Raw genomic sequence first — 18,440 nt, 5'->3', positions numbered from 1 at the left:
GAAGGCCGGTGACGCTCAGCCGCCGATCCCGTGCAGCCGGCGAGCGGGCGCGGCGGTGTGCCGGGCGCGGGCGGTCAGCTGGCCGACCATCGCACGGACGAGGGTCACCACATCGGGGTCGTCGATGTAGTAGACCTGCCGTCTGCCCTCGCGCCGGGAGCGGACGAGCCCGGCGAGCTTCAGCTTGGCCAGATGCTGGCTGACCGCTGGCAGGGCGCCGCCCACCCGGTCGGCGAGGTGCGTGACATCGCTCTCACCTTGTGACAACGCCCACATCAGATGGAGCCGGGCGGAGGAGGCGAGCAGTCCGAACGCGGCGGCGGCCTCGGCCAGCACCTCGGCGGGCGGATCGTCGTACCCCCCGGCGTTCTCCGTCACGACCCTCTCCCGTCCCCGCCCTCAGCACAGCCGACGCAGATGCGCGGCCCCAGTCTAGGCGTCCGGAACCGCACGGCGGTCCGGGGCCGGGTCCGGACCGCCGTGGGGCGGGGGGCGCGTCGTGCGACGGGCGGCGCTGGCTGCGGGGAGCGGGTGTCAGTCCTCGTAGAAGTTGTTGACGACTTCCGGTTCGTCGTCGTCGAACGCCTCGTTCAGCAGCGCGCCGCCGATGAGTCCGGCCGCGCCGGCGCCGATGAGCGCGCCGGTGCCGAACCGGCGGCCACCGCCGTGCTCCTCGTGGTCGTGGTGGCGGTACTCGTGCGGGCGGTCGTCGTAGGGCTGGGCGTATCCCTGCTGCGGGTAGCCCTGCTGCGGGTAGCCCTGCTGGGGATAGCCCTGCTGCGGGTAGCCCGGTGCCACCGGCTGGGGGTAGCCCTGCTGGGGCGGGGTGTAGAAGGGCGGCACCGTGGTCTGCACCCGCTGGGCGCAGGCGCCGCACGTCTGGACGGGCCGGGGCACGCCCCACTGCGGGGACCAGGTCACGGTCGTCACACCGGGGCCGTGGTTGGGGTCGAAGAAACAGGTCATGGGGGAACTCCCGGTGGGATGCGGGGAAACGGCGGACACGGATGCCCCCGGCAGGGCGGGCGGAGGCGGGGGGACGGGCGGAGCCGGGGCCTGCCGAGGCGCCGGTTCGGGCGCCGCCGGAGCCTTCTGCGACACCGGCACCGGCACCGGCTCCTGCACCGGCTCGGCCGCCTCCCCCAGCACCGACACCCCGTAGTCGCCCGCGATGCCCGCGAGGCCGGAGGCGTAACCCTGGCCCACGGCGCGGAACTTCCACTCCGCGCCGTGCCGGTACAGCTCGCCGAGGACCAGCGCCGTCTCCTGGGAGAGGGCGCCGCCGGTCACCTCGTAGCGGGCCAGTTCGGTGCCGCCGTCCTGGTCGAGGACGCGGATATGAGCGCGCCGCACCTGTCCGAAGGTGTGGCCGCGACGCGCCGCGTCGTACAGGGAGACCGGGAAGACGATCTTCTCCACGGCGTCCGGGAGACGCGTGAGGTCGATCCGGATCCGCTGGTCGTCCTCGCCGGCGGGCCGGCCCTGGCCGTCGTGCCGGACGGAACCGTCCGGGCTGCTCGGGTTGTTGAAGAAGACGAAGTGCTCGTCGGACAGGACCCGGCCGGTCCCGTCGCACAGCAGCGCGCTGCCGTCCGGCTCGTAACCGGGGCCGGTCTGCCAACCCAGCCCGACCGTCACGGCAGTCAGGCCGGGGGCCTGCCTGCTCAGCGACACATTGCCGCCCTTGGTCAGGGTCGTGCTCATGCATGTCCTCCACAGCCACCGCGGGAATCCGCGTCCATGATGATCAACGAGTTCCGCCCGCCGCCGGTTCCACGCGCACGCGATGACGCACGCAATGATTCGGCCAAGAAGGTCACAAGTGCGCGCTGATCGCGGGCAGCAGGTCCTGGAAGGTGCGCCCCGAGGCCGGTGCGCCGATGGCCTGCAACTGCCAGCCGCCGCCGGTGCGATGGAGCTTCGCCATGATCTGCGCCGTGTACGCGCCGCCGCCGCTGAGGGTGTAGCGGGCGAGTTCCGCCCCGGTCCGCTCGTCGACCAGGCGGCAGAAGGCGTCCCGCACCTCGCCGAAGGTCTGCCCGGTGAAGGAGTTGACGGTGAACACGATCTGGTCGACATGGCCGGGCACCCGCGCCAGGTCCACCAGGATGACCTCGTCGTCGCTCCCGGCGCCCGCGCCGCCGACGAGGTTGTCCCCGAGGTGGCGTACGGAGCCGTCGTCGCTGGCCAGATGACGGAAGAAGACGACGTCCGCGAGCCGGCCGCCCGCGAACAGCAGGGCGGAGGCGTCCAGGTCGATCTCACGGGTGCCGGCCAGCTTGGCCAGGAACCCCTTGCGTGGCGCGGCCCGCCAGCCCAGGCCCATCCGCACGGCGTCCAGTGCGCCGCCGTCCGCCTTGTCGAGGCTGATCCGCTGACCCTTGCTCAGGTTGACCGACACGGGTCCGCTCCCTTGCTCTTGTCGCCCTCACCGGTTCGCCGGTGTGAATCTACAACACTGTAGAAGAAAGCCGGCGCAGGTCCGCTCTGTACGATGTGACGCCCCTTCGGCACGAGGGGTTGAGGCACACGGGCGGCAGGCAGGAAGGGAGAACGCGGGTGGCGGAGCCGGACGCGCACCGTCGGCGCAGGGCGCAGGGGGCACTGGAGACACGGGTGCTCGGGGCGCTGCACGAAGCCGGCGGTCCGGTGACCGCGGGCTGGGTGCGGGACCATCTGGCCGCGGGGCTCGCCTATACGACCGTGATGACGGTCCTGGGCCGGCTGCTGGCGAAGAACGCCGTCACCCGCAGGCGCGAGGGACGCTCCTTCGTGTGGCTCCCGGCCGCCGACGAGGCGGGCCTGGCCGCGCTGAAGATGCGCCGGGTCCTGGACGGCGAGCAGGACCGGCACGCGGTGCTGGCGAGCTTCATCACCGCGCTGCCCGAGGGCGACGAACGGCTGCTGCGCGAACTGCTGGAATCCGGCGAAGACTGAGCGCACATGGGAATCTTCGTCTTCCTGCCCCTGGTCCTGCCGCTGACCGCGTGGCCGATCGCCCGGCTGGCCGAGCAGCGGCTGCACCCGCGCACCGCGACCGTGCTGCTGACCTCGGTGTCCACCGTGATGGCGCTGTGCAGCACGGTGTGCCTGGCCCTGCTGATGGTGGTCGGCACCGCCCAACTGCCCGGCAATCCGCTGCCGGACGGCTGGTCGGACCCGGAGGTGCGCGCGAGCGTGCCCCGGCACGAGATCGCGGGCAAGGCCGCCATCCCCGCACTGCTCGCGGTCCTCGCCGCGTGCGCCCGCACCCTGGCCCGCCATGTACGGGTACGGCGGCGGGCCCACCGGGCGCTGGCCGGGTTGCCGCGCACCGAGGTGGCCGTGCTGGCGGACCCGGCGCCGTACGCCTACGCGCTGCCCGGCGGCGGGCGAGACCGGATCGTGGTGTCCACGGGGATGCTCGGCTCGCTGGCCGCGCGGGAGCGCCGCGCGCTGTTCGCGCACGAGCGGGCCCATCTCACTGCCCGGCACCACCGCCATCTGCTGCTGGTCCGGCTGGCCGCCCGCGCCAACCCGTTCCTGCTGCCGCTGCGCACCGCGGTGGCGTACACGGCGGAGCGGTGGGCGGACGAGGAGGCCGCGCGGGCCGTGGGCAGCCGCCGGGTGGTGGCCCGTGCGATCGGCAGGGCGGCGCTGGCCGCCACCGGCCCGGCGCCCGCCCCGACGCTGCCCGCACTCGCCGCGCCGGGACCGCTCCCCCGCCGGGTCGCCGCGCTCCTCGGTCCCGCACCCGCCGCCCGTGCCTGGCCGTCCCTGTTCACGACGGCGGGTCTCGCGGTGTGGACCGCGGCCACCGGGGCCGCGCTGTCCGCGATGTTCTCGGCCAACTCCGCGCTCACCCTGGCCTTTGTGCTGCACGCCGCCACACCGCTGTGAGCCGCCGGGCAGAATCGGGGCCATGACCGCCACCGCGACCACGGACCGCGCCGCCGCCCGCCGCAGCCTGGAGGACTGGCGCTCGGCGACGCCTTCGGCGAACGCTGGTTCCCGCTCTTTCGCGAACCCCACCGCCGGGCGCGGGAGATCCGCGCCCGGCAGGCCCCCGAGGAATCGCCCTGGCGCTGGACCGACGACACGGCGATGGCCCTCGCCCTGCTGCGGGTGCTGGACGAACACGGCGAGATCCGCCCGCGCGAACTGGCCCTCGCCTTCGCCCTCGGCTACGACGCCGATCCCGGCCGGGGATACGGCCACGGCATGCACCAGTTGCTGCCGCGCCTGCTCGAACTCCCGGACCGATGGCGGGAGTCCGCGCGCGAGCTGTTCGGCGGGCAGGGCAGTCTCGGCAACGGCGCGGCGATGCGGGTGGCACCGCTCGGCGCGTTCTTCCACGGCAGCCTGACCCGAGTCGTCGCGGAGGCGACGCGCTCCGCCGAGGTCACCCACGCCCACCCCGAGGGCATCGCCGGAACGGTCGCCGTGGCGGTCGCGGCCGCGCTGTCCGCACGGGGCGCGCTGACCGTCGCCGACGTGGCCGCCCTGACCCCGGACGGCGCGGTCCAAGACGGGCTGGCCCGCGCCACCGAGGTGCCCTTCGCCACCGAGCCCGCGCGCGCCTCGGACCTGCTCGGCAGCGGGCGGCGGATCCGCGCCGACGACACGGTGCCGTTCGCCGTCTGGTGCGCCGCCCGCCACTCCTGTGACCTCGTGGCCGCCCTGTGGAGCACCGCGGAGGGGTACGGCGACGTGGACACCACGTGTGCCATCGCCGGGGGCATCGTGGCCGCGCGCACCGGAGTGGCGGCCGTACCGCGCGCCTGGCTGGAGCGCCGGGAACCGCTGCCGGGCGCCGGGGCGGCATCGTCCGGGGAAAACGGGGCAGGCGGCCGGTGAGCGGGGGTCGGGCAGGGGCCTTCAGGGACCTTCGAACAGGGCCGGGGTAAGGGTGACAGACAGGGCGAGCACCGAGGAATCACTGGAGCCGGACGGGCTGGCGGTCGGCCGGGCGGCGCACGACGGGGCCGTCGTGGTCACGGTGACCGGCGAGGTCGACCACCGGACCGCGGGCGTCCTGCGGCGCGCGCTGATGCCCGTGGCGACCGGGGCGGCGCCGCACACGGTCGCCGACCTCGCCGGGGTGGGGTTCATGGACTCCAGCGGCATCAACGTCCTGATCGCCGCCCACCAGGCCCATGAGCCGGATGGCTGGCTGCGCCTGGCCGGGGTGCGCAGACCCGTGCTGCGCACCCTGGAGCTGGTCGGGCTCACCGACCTGATCCGCTGCTATCCGGGCGTGCGGGAGGCGTTGGACGCCTGACGCGCCGTCGCCGGACGCGTCCTGCCCGTGCGCCGCTATGGGGTGGCGGTCTGGTGGAACGGCGGGACGGTGGCCTCGGCACCCTTCCTGATGGACTCGACGACCTCCTGGTGCAGGTCCCGGCTGGCGCGTTCGGAGCGGCAGGGCACCGGGCTGCCGCTGAGCGTGAACCACTCGGAGGTGCCGCTGTACTGCACCGACACATCGGCCTCGCGGCCGTCCCAGGTGGTGTGGACGGTCAGGTCGCCGGTGAGGACGCCCGCCTCCACGGTGCGGGCACCGCCCCGGCCGGTGAAGACTCCGGGGGTGGTCCAAGATGCGAAGACCATGCTCTCAGCCTCTCTTCTCCGCTCCGCGCCCCCTCGACGGGTTTGCGTGTTTATATCCCCCTACGCTTGTCCTCCATGGTGCGCCATCGGGGCGGCGTCCGGCTCGGGCCCTGCGGCCCCCCTTGCCAGAGCGGCCCGCTACCGGGCGGCACTGGTGCGCCGGCGGATCTCGTGGTGTGCTGGTGGTGGCGGGGAGAGCCGTCGAGACGCGGAGAAGCGGCCGGGAGCCGCGCACCGCGCAATCCGGATCCGCGAGAAGCGGGTGGCTTTCCCCGCCCCGTCCCCGCCCCGCTCCGCCCCGGTCGCGTCCCGCCTCGGCGATGCCCCGGTTCCGTTCGGTACCCGCGCCCGTCCGTGGGCCGAACGGCCCCCGCGCCGGGTCCGGGCGACCTGTGGCGGCGCCGGGCACAGACGCCCACGCTGGGATCACGACCCCAGGAAGGGAGCCGATGCGATGACCTCCGCCACCACCATGGCCACGGCACTCGACCCCGTACAGCGCGATCGGCTGATGGCCCTCGCCCGCGAGGTCTCCTTCGAGGCCGGCACCCGGCTGTTCGAGGAGGGGCGGCGCGCCGACCGCTTCTGGATCGTGCGCACCGGCTCCGTCGCCCTCGATCTGCGGGTGCCCGGCCGCCGGCCCGCCGTCATCGAGACGCTCGGCTACGGCGAACTGATCGGCTGGTCCTGGCACTTCCCGCCGCACATCTGGCAGCTGGGCGCCGAGGCGACGAGCCCGGTCCGGGCCTGGGAGTTCGATGCCGGCCCGGTGCTCGGCCGCTGCGACGAGGACCCGGAGTTCGGGCGGGCGATCGCCCGCTGGGTCGGCCGCGTGGTCGCCCAGCGGCTGCACGCCTCCCGCATCCGGCTGCTCGACCTCTACGCGCCCTACGGCAGCGGGAGCCTCGAGTGACCGCCCGGCCGCCCGCGCGGGAGGCCCGCACCACCGGGGGCCCGAGCCGGGTCGGCGACGTGATGACGCGCGCCGCGGTGGCGGTGGGGCGTACCGCCCTGTTCAAGGACATCGTGGCGCGGATGGAGCAGTGGCACGTCAGCGCCCTGCCGGTGCTGGAGGGCGACGGCCGGGTGGTCGGCGTGGTCTCCGAGGCGGATCTGCTGCCCAAGGAGGAGTTCCGGGACAGTGATCCCGACCGGATGACCCAGCGGCGCCGGCTGGGCGACCTGGCCAAGGCCGGAGGGGTGAGCGCGGAGGAGCTGATGAGCACGCCCGCGGTCACCGTGCACGCGGATGCCACGCTCGCCGAGGCGGCACGCATCATGGCGCTCAAGCGCGTCAAGCGGCTGCCGGTGGTGACGTCGGAGGGGGTGCTGGAGGGCGTGGTCAGCCGGGGTGACCTGCTCAAGGTGTTCCTGCGCGAGGACCGTGAACTGGCCGACGAGATCCGGCGCGACGTGCTGGACGTGCTGTTCCCGGCACCGGTCGAGCCGCTGCACGTCGTGGTGGTCGACGGGGTCGTGACGCTGACCGGGAAGGTCACGGACGGTACGCGGATCCCGCTCGCGGTGCACATGGTGCGGGGCGTGGAGGGCGTCGTAGGGGTGGACTGCCATCTCACGGAGGGCTGAGCGTTCCCGCGTCGCCGTTCAGCCGCGGCCGCCGCTGAGGTTGCCCCAGCGCGGTCCTATCTGCTTCCACTCCTCGTCCCACTCGGCCATCCTGCGCCGGATGAGCCGGCCCCGGACCAGCCGGCCCGCGCACCACACGGCGGTGCCGGCCGCCGGGCCGACGAGGACGCCGGTCAGGGCCGCCTGGAGGTCGGCCGAGGCACCGGTGACCGGCGAGGTGACGATGCGGTCGGCGCGGTCCGCCCAGACCGTGACGCTGCTTCCGGCGGGGGCGCCGGGGGCGACCTTCGCCCGGTCGGTGTGCACCGAGCCGTCCGCGTCGGTCCAGCGCACGGTGGCCCACACCCGCCCGTCGTCATAGCCGCTGCCGGAGGGTGAGGTGACGGCCGGGTCGGTGAGCACCGCCGTGACGGGGTGCACCCGCGCGAGCCGGGCGGCGTACGACGCGGCGGACGCCTGGGCCGCGAGCAGCCCCGCGAGGACCCCGCAGACCAGGACGAGCAGCCAGCTGGCGAGGACGATCCAGGCCTCGACGACATCGCTGTGCCGGCGCAGCGGATTGCGCCGCCACCGCCACAGCCGTACCGGCCTGACCGCCGTGGCAGGTGTCCGTGTCATCGTCACCGCCTCCTCTTCCGCCGGCGGCCCCTCAGCGGGTGCCGGCCGACTCGGCGTCCGGCAGGTCCGGGTCCAGATCCGGGTGGCGCGGCGGCCCGGCCAGCGCGCACCGCACGTCCACCACGCCGGGCACGGCCCGCGCGAGGCGCGCGGCGAGCGGTACGAGCGCGGTGTCCCGGACCCGGCCGCTGAGCGTCACCACACCATCGTGCACCTCCACCCGGATCCCGGCCGCTTCGGGGCCGAAGAGACGGGTCACGACCTCGCGGCCGACCTCCCCGGCGATCTCCGGGTCGCCGCGCAGGAACACCTTCAGCAGGTCGGAGCGGCTCACGATGCCCACCAGGGTGCCCTCCGGGTCCACGACCGGCAGCTGCTTGACGTGGGCGCGCGCCATGACGCGCGCGGCGTGGCCGAGGGTGGCGTCCGGGGCCACGGTGACCGGCGGGGTGGTCATCAGCTCCCGCGCGCTCGCCGCCCCGGCCTTCGCCGGCTCCGCGAGGTGGCGCGTCCTGCCGTACCGGTCGAGGTCGCGGTCGCGGTACTCCTCCTTGGGCAGCAGATCCGCCTCGGAGACGACGCCGACCACGTGTCCGGCGTCGTCCAGCACGGGCACGGCGCCGACCCGCCACTCGCGCATGGCCTGCACGATGTCCTTGAAGCCCGCGCCGGTGCGCAGGGCGAGCACCCTGCGGGTCATCACGTCGTCCACGGTGGTCGGAGTGCCGTCCATGGCTTCCTCCAGGGCTCTGGTGCCGTGCGCACGTTCAGTCTGTGGCCGCCGCCCGCCCGGTGTCATGGGCCGGGCGGCCCCGACCGGGTGCCCACCGGTCCCGGCGCCGGGTCAGGCCGGGGTCAGCGGGACCCGCCACTCCAGTGTGGCGCCGCCGCCCTCGCTTCTCGTCACGTCGAGCCGGCCGCCGAGCCGCTGGGCGCGTTCCGCCATGTTGCGCAGCCCGCTGCGCCGGCCCCCGGCGGGGATGCCGACGCCGTTGTCGCGGACCCGCAGGCGCACCTCGCGGCCGTCGGCGGTGAGCAGCACCTCGGCCCGGTCGGCATGGGCGTGCCGGGCGATGTTGGTGAGGGCCTCGGAGAGTACGGCGACCACGTGGTCGGCGATCTCGCCGGGGACGTCGGTGTCGACCAGGCCCTCCATGCGCACGCTGGGCGCGAAGCCGAGCACCGGGGCGGCCTCGCCGGCCACCCTCACCACGCGGGCGCGCAGCCCGCCGGCCGCGGCGCCCTCGCGGGCGCGCAGCCCGAAGATGGTGGAGCGGATGATCTTTATCGTCTCGTCCAGGTCGTCCACGGCACGCAGGACCCGCTCGGAGGCCTGCGGGTGCTCGATGAAGCGGCCCGCGCTCTGGAGGGTCATGCCGGTGGCGAAGAGGCGCTGGATGGCGAGGTCGTGCAGGTCGCGGGCGATACGGTCGCGGTCCTCCAGGAGCGCGATCTGCTGGGCGGCCTGCCGGCGCTGGGCGAGCTCCATGGCGATCGCGGCCTGCGCGGCGAAGCCCCGCAGCATCTCGGTCTCCCTCTCCGAGAACACGGGCCGGTCGCTCTCGCGGGCCAGCAGGACCACACCGCGGGCACCGCCCTCGCCGGTGCCGATCGGGACGGCGACGGCGGGGCCGAGGCCGTCGAAGCGCGGCGGATCCTGGCGGACACGGGCGTCGTGGGCGACGTCGTCACTGGTGACCGGGGCGGCGGCGGTGAAGGCCAGGCCCATCAGGGTCCGGTCCAGGGGCAGCACGAGACCGCGGTGGGCGTCGGCCTGGGCGCCCACGGCGATCTCCACGCCGAGCACCTCGGTGTCCGGCATCGGCATCGCCACGGCGGCGAGGGCCGAGCCGGTGATCTCGCGGGCGTGTTCGGCGATCAGGTCCAGGGCCTCGGCGCGTTCGCTGCCGGACATCAGGCTGCGGCTGATCTCGGCGTTCGCCATCAGCCAGCGTTCGCGCAGCCGGGAGTCCTCGTAGAGGCGGGCGTTGTCGATGGCGACGCCGGCGGCGACGGCGAGGGTGGCGAGGACCGACTCGTCCTCCTCGTCGAAGTCGGCCCCGCCGCGCTTCTCGGTGAGGTACAGGTTGCCGAAGACCTGGTCGCGGACGCGGATCGGGACGCCGAGGAAGGTGTTCATCGGCGGGTGGCCGGGCGGGAAGCCGTACGACGCCGGGTGGGCGGAGAGCTTCGGCAGCCGCAGGGGCTCCGGGTGGCGGATCAGCTCGCCCAGGATGCCGTGGCCCTCCGGGTAGGGGCCGATCTCGGCGATCCGCTCCTCGGAGAGGCCCACGGTGTGGAACGCGGCGAGGGTCGTGCCGTCCGGGCCGATGACGCCGAGGGCCGCGTACTTGGCGTCCACCAGCGCCGCCGCGGCCTCCACGATGGAGTGCAGGACCTGTTCCAGGTCGAGTTCGCGGCCGACGGAGAGGACCGCCTCCAGCAGGCTGTGCACCCGGTCGCGGGTGCCGCGGGCCGCGTCGATCCTCGCTTGCAGCTCCTCCAGCAGCTCGTCCAGCTTCAGCTGCGGCAGCCGCACGCGGGGCTCCTCCGTTCCGGTCACCACGCCCTCCACTTCCCGTCGGCCCAGGCCGCGAACCGACGGGTTCCGAGGGACACGGTAGCCGCTCGGGGCAGGGGAGGGACACGCGGCCGTCCCCTCGTCGACCTGTGATCCTCGGCATGCCGGGGGCATGTGCCGCGGCGGACGGGCCGGGCCGTACGGCCCCCGGTGCGGGTCCGAACGGCACTGGCGAGACGCGTACGAGCCGGGCGAGAGTGTCCTCAGGAGCGGCACCGATCCCCCGCGGTGCCGCTCCCTCGCGGCGTTGACCCCGCCCGCCCGGCGGGGTGGTCGTCGCCGCAGGACATGGGCCGTCCGGCCCGCACGCCCCGCCGGACGGGGCGCGCCACGCGGGCGGTGCCGGACCTCAGCCGCCCCAGGTCCACTCCGCGACCGCCGGCAGGTCCGTGCCGTGGGCGCGGATCCAGTCGTGGTGGCGGCTGCGGGCGTCGGCCATGGTCTGGCGGACGGCGGCGGCGCGGACCGCGAGGCCGGGGACGCGGTCGATGACGTCTATGACGAGGCGGTAGCGGTCGAGGTCGTTGCGGACGACCATGTCGAAGGGCGTGGTCGTGGTGCCCGACTCCTTGTAGCCGCGCACGTGCAGGTTCCGGTGGCCGGTGCGGCGGTAGGCGAGCCGGTGGATCAGCCAGGGATAGCCGTGGTAGGCGAAGATGACGGGCTTGTCGGTGGTGAACAGGCCGTCGTACTCGAAGTCGGTCATCCCGTGCGGGTGTTCGTCGTGCGGCAGCAGCCGGGTCATGTCGACGACGTTGACCACCCGCACCGCGAGGTCGGGCAGGTGCCGGCGCAGCAACTGGGCGGTGGCCAGCACCTCTTGGGTGGGGACGTCGCCCGCGCAGGCGAGGACGACATCGGGTTCGCCGCCGTTCTCCGTGCCCGCCCACTCCCAGATCCCGGCGCCGCGCGCGCAGTGGGCGCGGGCCTGGTCCATGGTCAGCCAGTCGAAGCAGGGCTGCTTTCCGGCGACGACGACGTTGACGTAGTCGCGGCTGCGCAGCACGTGGTCGGCCACCGACAGCAGGGTGTTGGCGTCCGGCGGCAGATAGACGCGGACCACCTCGGGGCTCTTGTTGAGGACGTGGTCCACGAAGCCGGGGTCCTGGTGCGAGAAGCCGTTGTGGTCCTGGCGCCAGACGTGCGAGGTGAGCAGGTAGTTGAGCGAGGCGACGGGGGCCCGCCACGTCAACCGCCGCGATGTCTTGAGCCACTTGATGTGCTGGTTGACCATCGAGTCGACGATGTGCACGAACGCCTCGTAGCAGGAGAACAGTCCGTGCCGGCCGGTGAGCAGATACCCCTCCAGCCAGCCCTGGCAGAGGTGTTCGGAGAGGATCTCCAGCACCCGTCCGTGCCGGTCCAGGTGCTCGTCCACCGGCAGGACGCCGGCCTGCCATGCCTTGCCGCTGGCGTCGAAGACGGCCTGGAGCCGGTTGGAGGCGGTCTCGTCCGGGCCGACGAGGCGGAAGTCCCGGCGCTCGCGGGTGTCCGCCATGACCTGTTCGAGGAGGTCGCCGAGGATCCGGGTGGGTTCGTGCAGGGCGGTGCCCGGTTTGTCGACGGCCACCGCGAAGGTGTCCAGGGGCGGCAGCGGCAGGTCGCGCAGCAGGACGCCGCCGTTGGCGTGCGGGTTGGACCCGAGGCGCCGGGGGCCCTCGGGGACGCAGGCGAGCACGTCGGCACGCGGCCGTCCGTCCGTGTCGAAGAGTTCCTCGGGCCGGTACGAGCGCAGCCACCGCTCCAACTGCCGCAGGTGCTCGGGGTTTTCGCGCACGCCCGGCAGCGGCACCTGGTGGGCCCGCCAGGTGCCCTCGACCGGTACGCCGTCCACCTCGGCGGGACCGGTCCAGCCCTTGGGGGTGCGCAGCACGATCACCGGCCAGTGCACCCGCTCGGTGGCCCCGTCCTCGCGGGCGCCGCGGTGCATCCGCGCGATCCGGTCCAGCGCGTCGTCCAGGGCGGCGGCGAGGGCGCGGTGCACCTCGGCGGGCTCGTCGCCGCCGACGTACAGCGGTTCGTGGCCGTATCCCCGCAGCAGGGCGTCGAGTTCGCTCTCGGGGAGCCGGGAGAGCACGGTCGGGTTGGCGATCTTGTAGCCGTTGAGGTGCAGGATGGGCAGGACGGCGCCGTCGTGCACCGGGTCGAGGAACTTGTCGGAGTGCCAGGACGCGGCGAGCGGCCCGGTCTCCGCCTCGCCGTCGCCGATCACGCAGGTCACCAGCAGATCGGGGTTGTCGAAGGCGGCGCCGTAGGCGTGCGCGAGGGAGTAGCCGAGTTCGCCGCCCTCGTGGATGGAGCCGGGCGTCTCGGGGGCCACATGGCTGGGCACGCCGCCGGGGAAGGAGAACTGCCGGAACAGCAGCTCCATGCCGGCCCCGTCCCGGCTGATGTCCGGGTAGATCTCGCTGTAACTGCCCTCCAGCCAGGAGCCCGCGAGGACGGCCGGGCCGCCGTGCCCCGGCCCCCACACGCACAGCGCGTCCAGGTCGCGGGCCTTGATGACGCGGTTGAGGTGGGTGTAGACGAGGTTGAGTCCGGGCGAGGTGCCCCAGTGGCCGAGCAGCCGCGGCTTGATGTGCTCGGGGCGCAGCGGCTCGGTCAGCAGCGGGTTGGCCATGAGGTAGATCTGGCCGGCGGCCAGGTAGTTGGCGGCGCGCCAGTGCGCGTCCAGGGAGCGCAGCTCCTCCTCGGTGAGGGCGGCTTCCCGTGAGGCGGCCTCGGTCATGAGGACTCCGATCGGCGTCAGGTTCGTACGACGTCAGTGGTGGGCGTGCGAAGTCGGTGGTGTGCGTGGGGAGTCGGGGGCGCGGAATCGTCCGGGCGGGCGCGGTCAGTCGGTTTCCGGTACGACGGCCACCGGGCAGGCCGCGTGGTGGAGTACCCCGTGGGCGACGCGGCCGAGCCGGGGGCCGAAGCGGCCGGTGCGGCGCCGGGCGCCGACGACGAGCAGCCCGGCGCCGCGGGAGGCGGCGACGAGGACGTCCCGGGCGTGTCCCTCCGCGGTGCGCCGGTGCTGCTCCAGCCCCTCGGGGACGTCCCGTAGGGCCTCTTCCAGCGTCTCGGCGGCCTCCTGCTCCTCCGCGTGGGCGGGGCCGCCGGCGAGCAGCGGATGCCCGGTGGTGCCGTGCGCGGGCCGCCGCCATGCCCGTACGGCCTCCAGCGGCACCCCGCGCAGCGCCGCCTCCTCGGCGGCGAACCGCACGGCGGCCGGCCCCGCGGCCTTCCCGGCGACGCCGACCACGACGCGGGCCGGCCGGTCCTCGGGCCCGCCGCGCAGCACGATCACCGGGCAGTGGGCACGGGCGGCGACGGACAGGCTCACGGAGCCGAGGAGCAGTTCGGCGACGGCGTTGCGGCCCCGGCAGCCGAGGACGACGAGGCGGGCGGTGCTGCTCTCGTTCACCAGCCCGAACGACGGTTCGTCGGCCAGCACGGAGGTGGTGAGCCGCAGCCCCGGATGGTGCCGCCGGGCCCGGCGTCCCGCGGCGTTCATGATGTCCTCGCCCATCACCTCCTCGGCCGGTTTCCCGACATCCTGGGCGATGAGGGAACCCTCGTAGCGCTCCCAGAGCGAGGCGTAGACGAGGCGGAGCGGTGCCCCGCGCAGGGCGGCCTCCCCGGCGGCCCAGTCCACCGCGCGCAGGCTCTCCTCGGAGCCGTCGACGCCGACGAGCACGGGCAGGTCCATCGTGTTCACTCTCCCTGGTAGGGGTCGACGACGAGGCGGGCCCGCACCCCATCGTTGACGGATTCACCGGCGCGCGCGAGCCGTAGCGCCCCGTTTCGCCGTTTCGGCCACGGGCCTCGCCGCATACGGCCGCTTGTCCCGGCACGCGGGCTGCCTCAGCTGTGCGCGACGACGGCCACGGGCGCGGCGACGTGGTGCAGGACGGCGTGGGTGACATGGCCGACGTGGATGCCGTACGGGCTGGTGCGGACGCGGCGCCCGACGACCACCAGGGAGGCGTCCGAAGCGGCGTCGATCAGGACCGGCGCGGCGTTGCCGGCCCGGCTCGCCTCGCTCACCTCGACGTCCGGGTACTTCTGCCGCCAGGGCCGCAGCGCCCCGGTGAGCAGGGCGGACGCCCGGCGTCCGAAGGCGGGCACGACCGGCGGGTCGGCGGGGACGCCGTACGCGGCGTACGGCGGCGGCGTCCAGGCGTGCACGACCCGCAGCGCGGCGCCGCGGCGCGCGGCGGCGTCGAAGGCGAACTCCAGCAGGGCCTGGCTCGGGCCCTCGGGGTCGTCGATGTCGAGGCCGAGGACGACGGGCCGGAACGGGGTCGCGGCGGACGGGACGCCCGAGGGGCCGGGCCGGTGTTCGTCGGCGGCCGCTTCACCCGCACGGACCAGTACCACCGGACGCGTCGTGTGGGCGATGACGAACAGCCCGGCCGAGCCGACCAGGAACCCGCCGAGCCGGCCGAGGCCGCGGGAGCCGAGCGCCAGCAGTTCCGCGCCGTCGGCCGCCTCGGTGAGGGTCTGCGCCGGTTCGCCGGTGATCTGGTCGGTGACGACCTCGACGGCGGGGTGGCGCCGCCGCAGGCCGGCCGCGGACTGGCGCACCCTGCGGGCCCATTCCCCGGCGGCGGCGCGGTCGGCGCCGGCTTCCGGCTCGGGCTCCCGCACATGCAGGATCCGCAGCGGCAGCGCGCGCAGCGCCGCCTCGCGCGCCGCCCACTCGACGGCGGCCCGGCTCTCGGGCGAGCCGTCGAGGCCCGCGGTGACGGTTCGGGTCATGGTTCCACCTCACTGGGGCGTCGCCTCCGGGGGGACAGGGGCGACGATTCCAGCCTCGGGCAGGACCGGCGAGACGATCAGGGGCCGCTGGTCCCGGGCCGGGACCGACCGGCCCGGTCACCGGAGCCGCGCGGGAGCCGGGCAGCCCCTGTGCCGACCGGACGCGCCCGGCGCACGCTGGGGACAGCGGGACTCCCCGCGAGCAGCCCGCGTCGAGAAGCCACGAGAAGCCACGAGAAGCCACGGAGTCACCATGTACGGCAGCCCGCACACCGTCAGCGACGTCATGACGACCACCGTCGCCGCCGTCGGCCGGCGCGCTCCTTTCAAGGAGCTGGTGGAGATGATGCAGGACTGGCAGGTCAGCGCCGTGCCGGTGATCGAGGGGGAGGGCCTGGTGGTGGGCGTGGTCTCGGAGGCCGACATGCTGCCCAAGGAGGAGTTGCGGGACGATCCGGACGAGGAGTACCGGCGGTTGCGGCCGCCCGCCGACATGGCGAAGGGCGAGGCGATCACCGCCGGGGACCTGATGACCTCCCCCGCGGTCACCGTGCGCGCCGGCGCCACCCTCGCCGAGGCCGCCCGCACCATGGCCCGCGCCGGCGTCAAGCGGCTGCCCGTGGTGGACGGGACCGGGATGCTGGAGGGCGTCGTCAGCCGCGCCGATCTGCTCAAGGTCTTCCTGCGCGCGGACCGGGAGATCGAGGAGGAGGTACGGCGGGAGATCGTGGCGCGGCTGTTCCCGCCGCCGGACTCGGCCGTGGAACTGCGGGTGGAGGACGGCGTGGTGACGGTGCTCGGCCGGATCCGGGACACGTCCCTGGTCCCGGTGGCAGCCCGGCTGGTGCGCGCGGTCGAGGGCGTCGTGGACGCGCGCTTCGACCTGGCGCCCGGCCGGGCATGACACCCTGGTGGAAGGGGCTGGAGCTCGGAAAGTGGGGCCGGTCGGCCCTGGTGGGCGCGGCGCCGTCCGGCGATGATCGACCGGGTGACAGGCCGCAGTCTGTCTGCACTTCCGGGAACGAGAGGTCGAGATGACCGAGACACGCACCTTCACGGCACAGGACCCGATCCGGGTGTTCCTCCTGGACGACCACGAGGTCGTCCGGCGCGGTCTGGCGGACCTCCTGGACGCCGAACCGGACATCTCCGTGGTCGGCGACGCCGACACCGCCGCACACGCCCTGGTCCGGGGCCCCGCCCTGCGCCCGCACGTCGCCGTGCTGGACATCCGGCTGCCCGACGGGGACGGCATCTCGGTCTGCCGGGAACTGCGCGACCGGATGCCGGAGCTGGCGTGTCTGATGCTCACCTCGTTCGACGACGAGGACGCCCTGCTGGACGCGATCATGGCCGGCGCGTCCGGCTATGTGCTCAAGCAGATCAAGGGCTCTGACCTGGTGTCCGCGGTGCGCACGGTCGCCTCCGGCCAGTCGATGCTGGACCCGGAGACCACGGCCCGGCTGATGCGCTCGCTGCGCGCCGAGCCCGAGGAGGCGCCGTCGCTGCCGCCGGAGCTGGCGAGCCTGTCGCCGCGCGAGCGGGACATCCTGGCACTGATCGGGGAGGGCCTGACCAACCGTGAGATCGGCAGGCGGCTGTACCTGTCGGAGAAGACGGTCAAGAACCACATCTCGCGGCTGCTGGCCAAGCTCGGGGTGCAGCGCCGGGTCCAGGCCGCCGTGCTCGCCTCCCACCTGGAGCCGCAGGGCACGAAGGAGCACTCCGCGCGCTGAGCCGCCCAAGGTCTTAAAGCGGTTGAGGTACGACGGCCACCGGGCACAGGGCGTGGTGCAGCAACCGGTGCGTCACGCGGCCCAGTTGGAGCCCGGCGTGTCCGCGCTCCCGCCGTACCCCGACGACCAGCAGGTCCGCGGCGGCCGAGCGGTGCAGGAGCACTGTGCCGGGCGGACCTTCGACGACGGTCCGGGACACCCGTACGTCCGGGTACTCGCTCAGCGGGGCCTGGAGCACCTTGTCGATCAGTCCGGCGGCCTGGTCCTCGTGATCCGGCGCGGCGGTGCCCTCCGCGGGGGAGCGGCACCAGGTGCGCACCGCGTCCAGGACGCACCGGCGGGCGGCGGCCTCGCCCAGCGCGAAGCGGGCGGCCGTGTCGCCGGTGCCGGGCTCGCCGACGCCGAGCAGCACCCGCTCATGGGTGCCCCCGAGTCCTGCCGCGTCCCCGCGGACCACGATCACCGGCCCGGACGCCCGTCCGGCGACGGCGAGTCCCACCGAGCCGAGCAGCAGTTCCTTCAGCTCGCCCCGGCCCCGGCTGCCGGTCACCACGGCGGTGGCGTGGTCGCCCTCGGCGAGCAGCGCCGAGACCGGGTCCTCGGCCGGCACGGCGGAGTCCACCTCCAGGTCAGGGGCGCGCCGGTGTACCCGCTCGGTCGCCGAGGCCACGGTGTGCTGGGCCATCACGTGGGCAGCGGACGGCTCGCCGCCGAGCGAGGGCAGCCGCCCCTCGTAACGCCCCCAGAGCGAGGCGTGCACGAGCCGCAGCGGCACGCCGAGCCGGATCGCCTCGTCCACCGCCCAGTCCACCGCCAGCAGGCTGCACTCAGAGCCGTCGACACCCACGACCAGGGGCAGGGGCATCGTCCTCACCGCCTTTCCTCGGGCTGCGCGCCGGCGCGGCGGCCCGTCCGGCTTTCACGCTCGCGCGGCCGAACGGGTGAGCCGATGGATACATTGTCCCTTTCGCCGGGAATCGGACTACCCCGGCGCGGTCCGGGCGGCCCCTACCCCGGCTGCCCGCCCGGCGCAGAGTGAAGACGGCACCGCCCCGGTGCCGGTGTCCTCGCCGGCGCCCCCGAAAGAGGTCCTGATGCCCCATCTCCCCCAGGCCGGACCGCCGTCCGCGGCGGGGCAGGTCACCGTCGGCGGGCTGATGACCGCGCCGCCGGTGACCGTCGCACCGGACGTCACCCTGGCCGGGGCCACCCGGCTGATGGCCGAGACCGCCGTCGGCTCCCTGCTGGTCGTCGCGGACGGCGTGCTGCGCGGCATCGTCACCGACCGCGATCTGGCGCTGCGCGGGCTGGGCGAGGGGCTGCCGCCGGACAGCCGGATCGACGCGGTGATGTCGCCGCGGGTGGTCACGCTGGACGCGGGCGACGAGATCCACGAGGCCTACCGCACCTTCCGGCGCGCCGGCGTGCGCCGGCTGCCCGTCCTGGCCGACGGCCGCCCGGTGGGCGTGCTCACCCTGGACGATCTGCTGCTGGACGTGTTCCGGCGGCTCGCGGACCTGCTGGGGCCGGTGGCCTGGAGCGTGCTGCGGGAGCCACCGGGGCCGCCGTAGCCCCTGTAGCCCCCG

20 protein-coding genes are annotated in these 18,440 nt (G+C 74.5%); 9 read left to right on the top strand and 11 right to left on the bottom strand.

All coding sequences use genetic code 11. The features are described from left to right. Positions 1-15 precede the first annotated feature (15 nt). From ACE4Q9_RS31410 to ACE4Q9_RS31400, 3 genes are all read right to left on the bottom strand, one after another. Positions 16-378, bottom strand: coding sequence for an ArsR/SmtB family transcription factor (locus ACE4Q9_RS31410; protein WP_397987898.1), 363 nt, complete (start codon positions 376-378; stop codon positions 16-18). A 156-nt stretch (positions 379-534) separates the two neighbouring features. Further along, positions 535-1,704, bottom strand: coding sequence for a TerD family protein (locus tag ACE4Q9_RS31405; protein ID WP_397987897.1), 1,170 nt, complete (start codon positions 1,702-1,704; stop codon positions 535-537). A gap of 112 nt (positions 1,705-1,816) precedes the next feature. Continuing rightward, on the bottom strand, positions 1,817-2,401 hold the full coding sequence (locus ACE4Q9_RS31400; RefSeq protein ID WP_397987896.1) for a TerD family protein: 585 nt from the start codon (positions 2,399-2,401) through the stop codon (positions 1,817-1,819). A gap of 158 nt (positions 2,402-2,559) precedes the next feature. Between ACE4Q9_RS31400 and ACE4Q9_RS31395 the strand changes: the two genes are divergently transcribed. The 4 genes from ACE4Q9_RS31395 to ACE4Q9_RS31380 all read left to right on the top strand — a co-directional run bounded on the left by ACE4Q9_RS31395 (position 2,560) and on the right by ACE4Q9_RS31380 (position 5,260). Further along, positions 2,560-2,937, top strand: a complete 378-nt coding sequence (locus ACE4Q9_RS31395) for a BlaI/MecI/CopY family transcriptional regulator (protein ID WP_397987895.1) — start codon at positions 2,560-2,562, stop codon at positions 2,935-2,937. Between the two features lie 6 nt (positions 2,938-2,943). Further along, on the top strand, positions 2,944-3,879 hold the full coding sequence (locus ACE4Q9_RS31390; protein ID WP_397987894.1) for a M56 family metallopeptidase: 936 nt from the start codon (positions 2,944-2,946) through the stop codon (positions 3,877-3,879). A 75-nt stretch (positions 3,880-3,954) separates the two neighbouring features. Then, positions 3,955-4,836 carry an ADP-ribosylglycohydrolase family protein gene (locus ACE4Q9_RS31385; protein WP_397988286.1) on the top strand — a complete coding sequence of 294 codons (882 nt, stop codon included), beginning with the start codon at positions 3,955-3,957 and terminating at the stop codon, positions 4,834-4,836. Positions 4,837-4,888: 52 nt separating this feature from the next. After that, a complete protein-coding gene (locus ACE4Q9_RS31380; RefSeq protein ID WP_397987893.1) occupies positions 4,889-5,260 on the top strand; it encodes an STAS domain-containing protein in 372 nt (123 codons plus the stop codon). Between the two features lie 35 nt (positions 5,261-5,295). Here ACE4Q9_RS31380 and ACE4Q9_RS31375 read toward each other — a convergent pair whose 3' ends face one another. After that, positions 5,296-5,589 (bottom strand): hypothetical protein, encoded by a 294-nt coding sequence (locus ACE4Q9_RS31375; RefSeq protein WP_397987892.1) that lies wholly within the window; start codon positions 5,587-5,589, stop codon positions 5,296-5,298. Between the two features lie 454 nt (positions 5,590-6,043). Here ACE4Q9_RS31375 and ACE4Q9_RS31370 point away from each other — a divergent pair, with 454 nt between their 5' ends. Both ACE4Q9_RS31370 and ACE4Q9_RS31365 read left to right on the top strand, forming a co-directional pair. After that, complete coding sequence (locus ACE4Q9_RS31370) at positions 6,044-6,502, top strand: Crp/Fnr family transcriptional regulator (RefSeq protein WP_397987891.1); 459 nt, start codon at positions 6,044-6,046, stop codon at positions 6,500-6,502. Positions 6,503-6,564: 62 nt separating this feature from the next. Further along, positions 6,565-7,176: a CBS domain-containing protein gene (locus ACE4Q9_RS31365; protein WP_397988285.1), complete on the top strand. Its 612-nt coding sequence runs from the start codon at positions 6,565-6,567 to the stop codon at positions 7,174-7,176. 18 nt (positions 7,177-7,194) lie between these two features. Here the strand turns inward: ACE4Q9_RS31365 and ACE4Q9_RS31360 are convergent, their stop codons facing one another. The 6 genes from ACE4Q9_RS31360 to ACE4Q9_RS31335 all read right to left on the bottom strand — a co-directional run bounded on the left by ACE4Q9_RS31360 (position 7,195) and on the right by ACE4Q9_RS31335 (position 15,118). Continuing rightward, the gene (locus tag ACE4Q9_RS31360; protein WP_397987890.1) at positions 7,195-7,794 is read right to left on the bottom strand and encodes a hypothetical protein; all 600 of its coding nucleotides are present in this window, start codon (positions 7,792-7,794) and stop codon (positions 7,195-7,197) included. A 31-nt stretch (positions 7,795-7,825) separates the two neighbouring features. After that, complete coding sequence (locus ACE4Q9_RS31355) at positions 7,826-8,527, bottom strand: CBS domain-containing protein (RefSeq protein ID WP_397987889.1); 702 nt, start codon at positions 8,525-8,527, stop codon at positions 7,826-7,828. A gap of 111 nt (positions 8,528-8,638) precedes the next feature. Continuing rightward, positions 8,639-10,357, bottom strand: coding sequence for a GAF domain-containing protein (locus ACE4Q9_RS31350; protein ID WP_397987888.1), 1,719 nt, complete (start codon positions 10,355-10,357; stop codon positions 8,639-8,641). Positions 10,358-10,724: 367 nt separating this feature from the next. After that, positions 10,725-13,103 carry a phosphoketolase gene (locus tag ACE4Q9_RS31345; protein WP_397987887.1) on the bottom strand — a complete coding sequence of 793 codons (2,379 nt, stop codon included), beginning with the start codon at positions 13,101-13,103 and terminating at the stop codon, positions 10,725-10,727. A 105-nt stretch (positions 13,104-13,208) separates the two neighbouring features. After that, entirely contained in the window at positions 13,209-14,066 is an 858-nt protein-coding gene (locus ACE4Q9_RS31340; protein ID WP_397987886.1) for a universal stress protein, read from the bottom strand. Between the two features lie 155 nt (positions 14,067-14,221). Continuing rightward, positions 14,222-15,118: a universal stress protein gene (locus ACE4Q9_RS31335; RefSeq protein ID WP_397987885.1), complete on the bottom strand. Its 897-nt coding sequence runs from the start codon at positions 15,116-15,118 to the stop codon at positions 14,222-14,224. A 253-nt stretch (positions 15,119-15,371) separates the two neighbouring features. Here ACE4Q9_RS31335 and ACE4Q9_RS31330 point away from each other — a divergent pair, with 253 nt between their 5' ends. Then, positions 15,372-16,022 (top strand): CBS domain-containing protein, encoded by a 651-nt coding sequence (locus ACE4Q9_RS31330; RefSeq protein WP_397987884.1) that lies wholly within the window; start codon positions 15,372-15,374, stop codon positions 16,020-16,022. A gap of 130 nt (positions 16,023-16,152) precedes the next feature. Next, entirely contained in the window at positions 16,153-16,854 is a 702-nt protein-coding gene (locus tag ACE4Q9_RS31325; RefSeq protein WP_397987883.1) for a response regulator, read from the top strand. Positions 16,855-16,867: 13 nt separating this feature from the next. On the opposite strand, the gene ACE4Q9_RS31320 is transcribed toward ACE4Q9_RS31325, so the two are convergent. Next, complete coding sequence (locus tag ACE4Q9_RS31320) at positions 16,868-17,719, bottom strand: universal stress protein (RefSeq protein WP_397988283.1); 852 nt, start codon at positions 17,717-17,719, stop codon at positions 16,868-16,870. Between the two features lie 229 nt (positions 17,720-17,948). Here ACE4Q9_RS31320 and ACE4Q9_RS31315 point away from each other — a divergent pair, with 229 nt between their 5' ends. Then, the gene (locus tag ACE4Q9_RS31315) at positions 17,949-18,425 is read left to right on the top strand and encodes a CBS domain-containing protein (RefSeq protein ID WP_397987882.1); all 477 of its coding nucleotides are present in this window, start codon (positions 17,949-17,951) and stop codon (positions 18,423-18,425) included. The last annotated feature ends 15 nt before the right edge of the window (positions 18,426-18,440 follow it).

Origin of the sequence: Streptomyces sp. AM6-12 (assembly GCF_044327085.1) — a bacterium.
Lineage (GTDB): Bacteria > Actinomycetota > Actinomycetes > Streptomycetales > Streptomycetaceae > Streptomyces.
The sequence above is the reverse complement of the archived record's forward strand: the minus strand, read 5'-3'. Positions and strand labels throughout refer to the sequence as shown.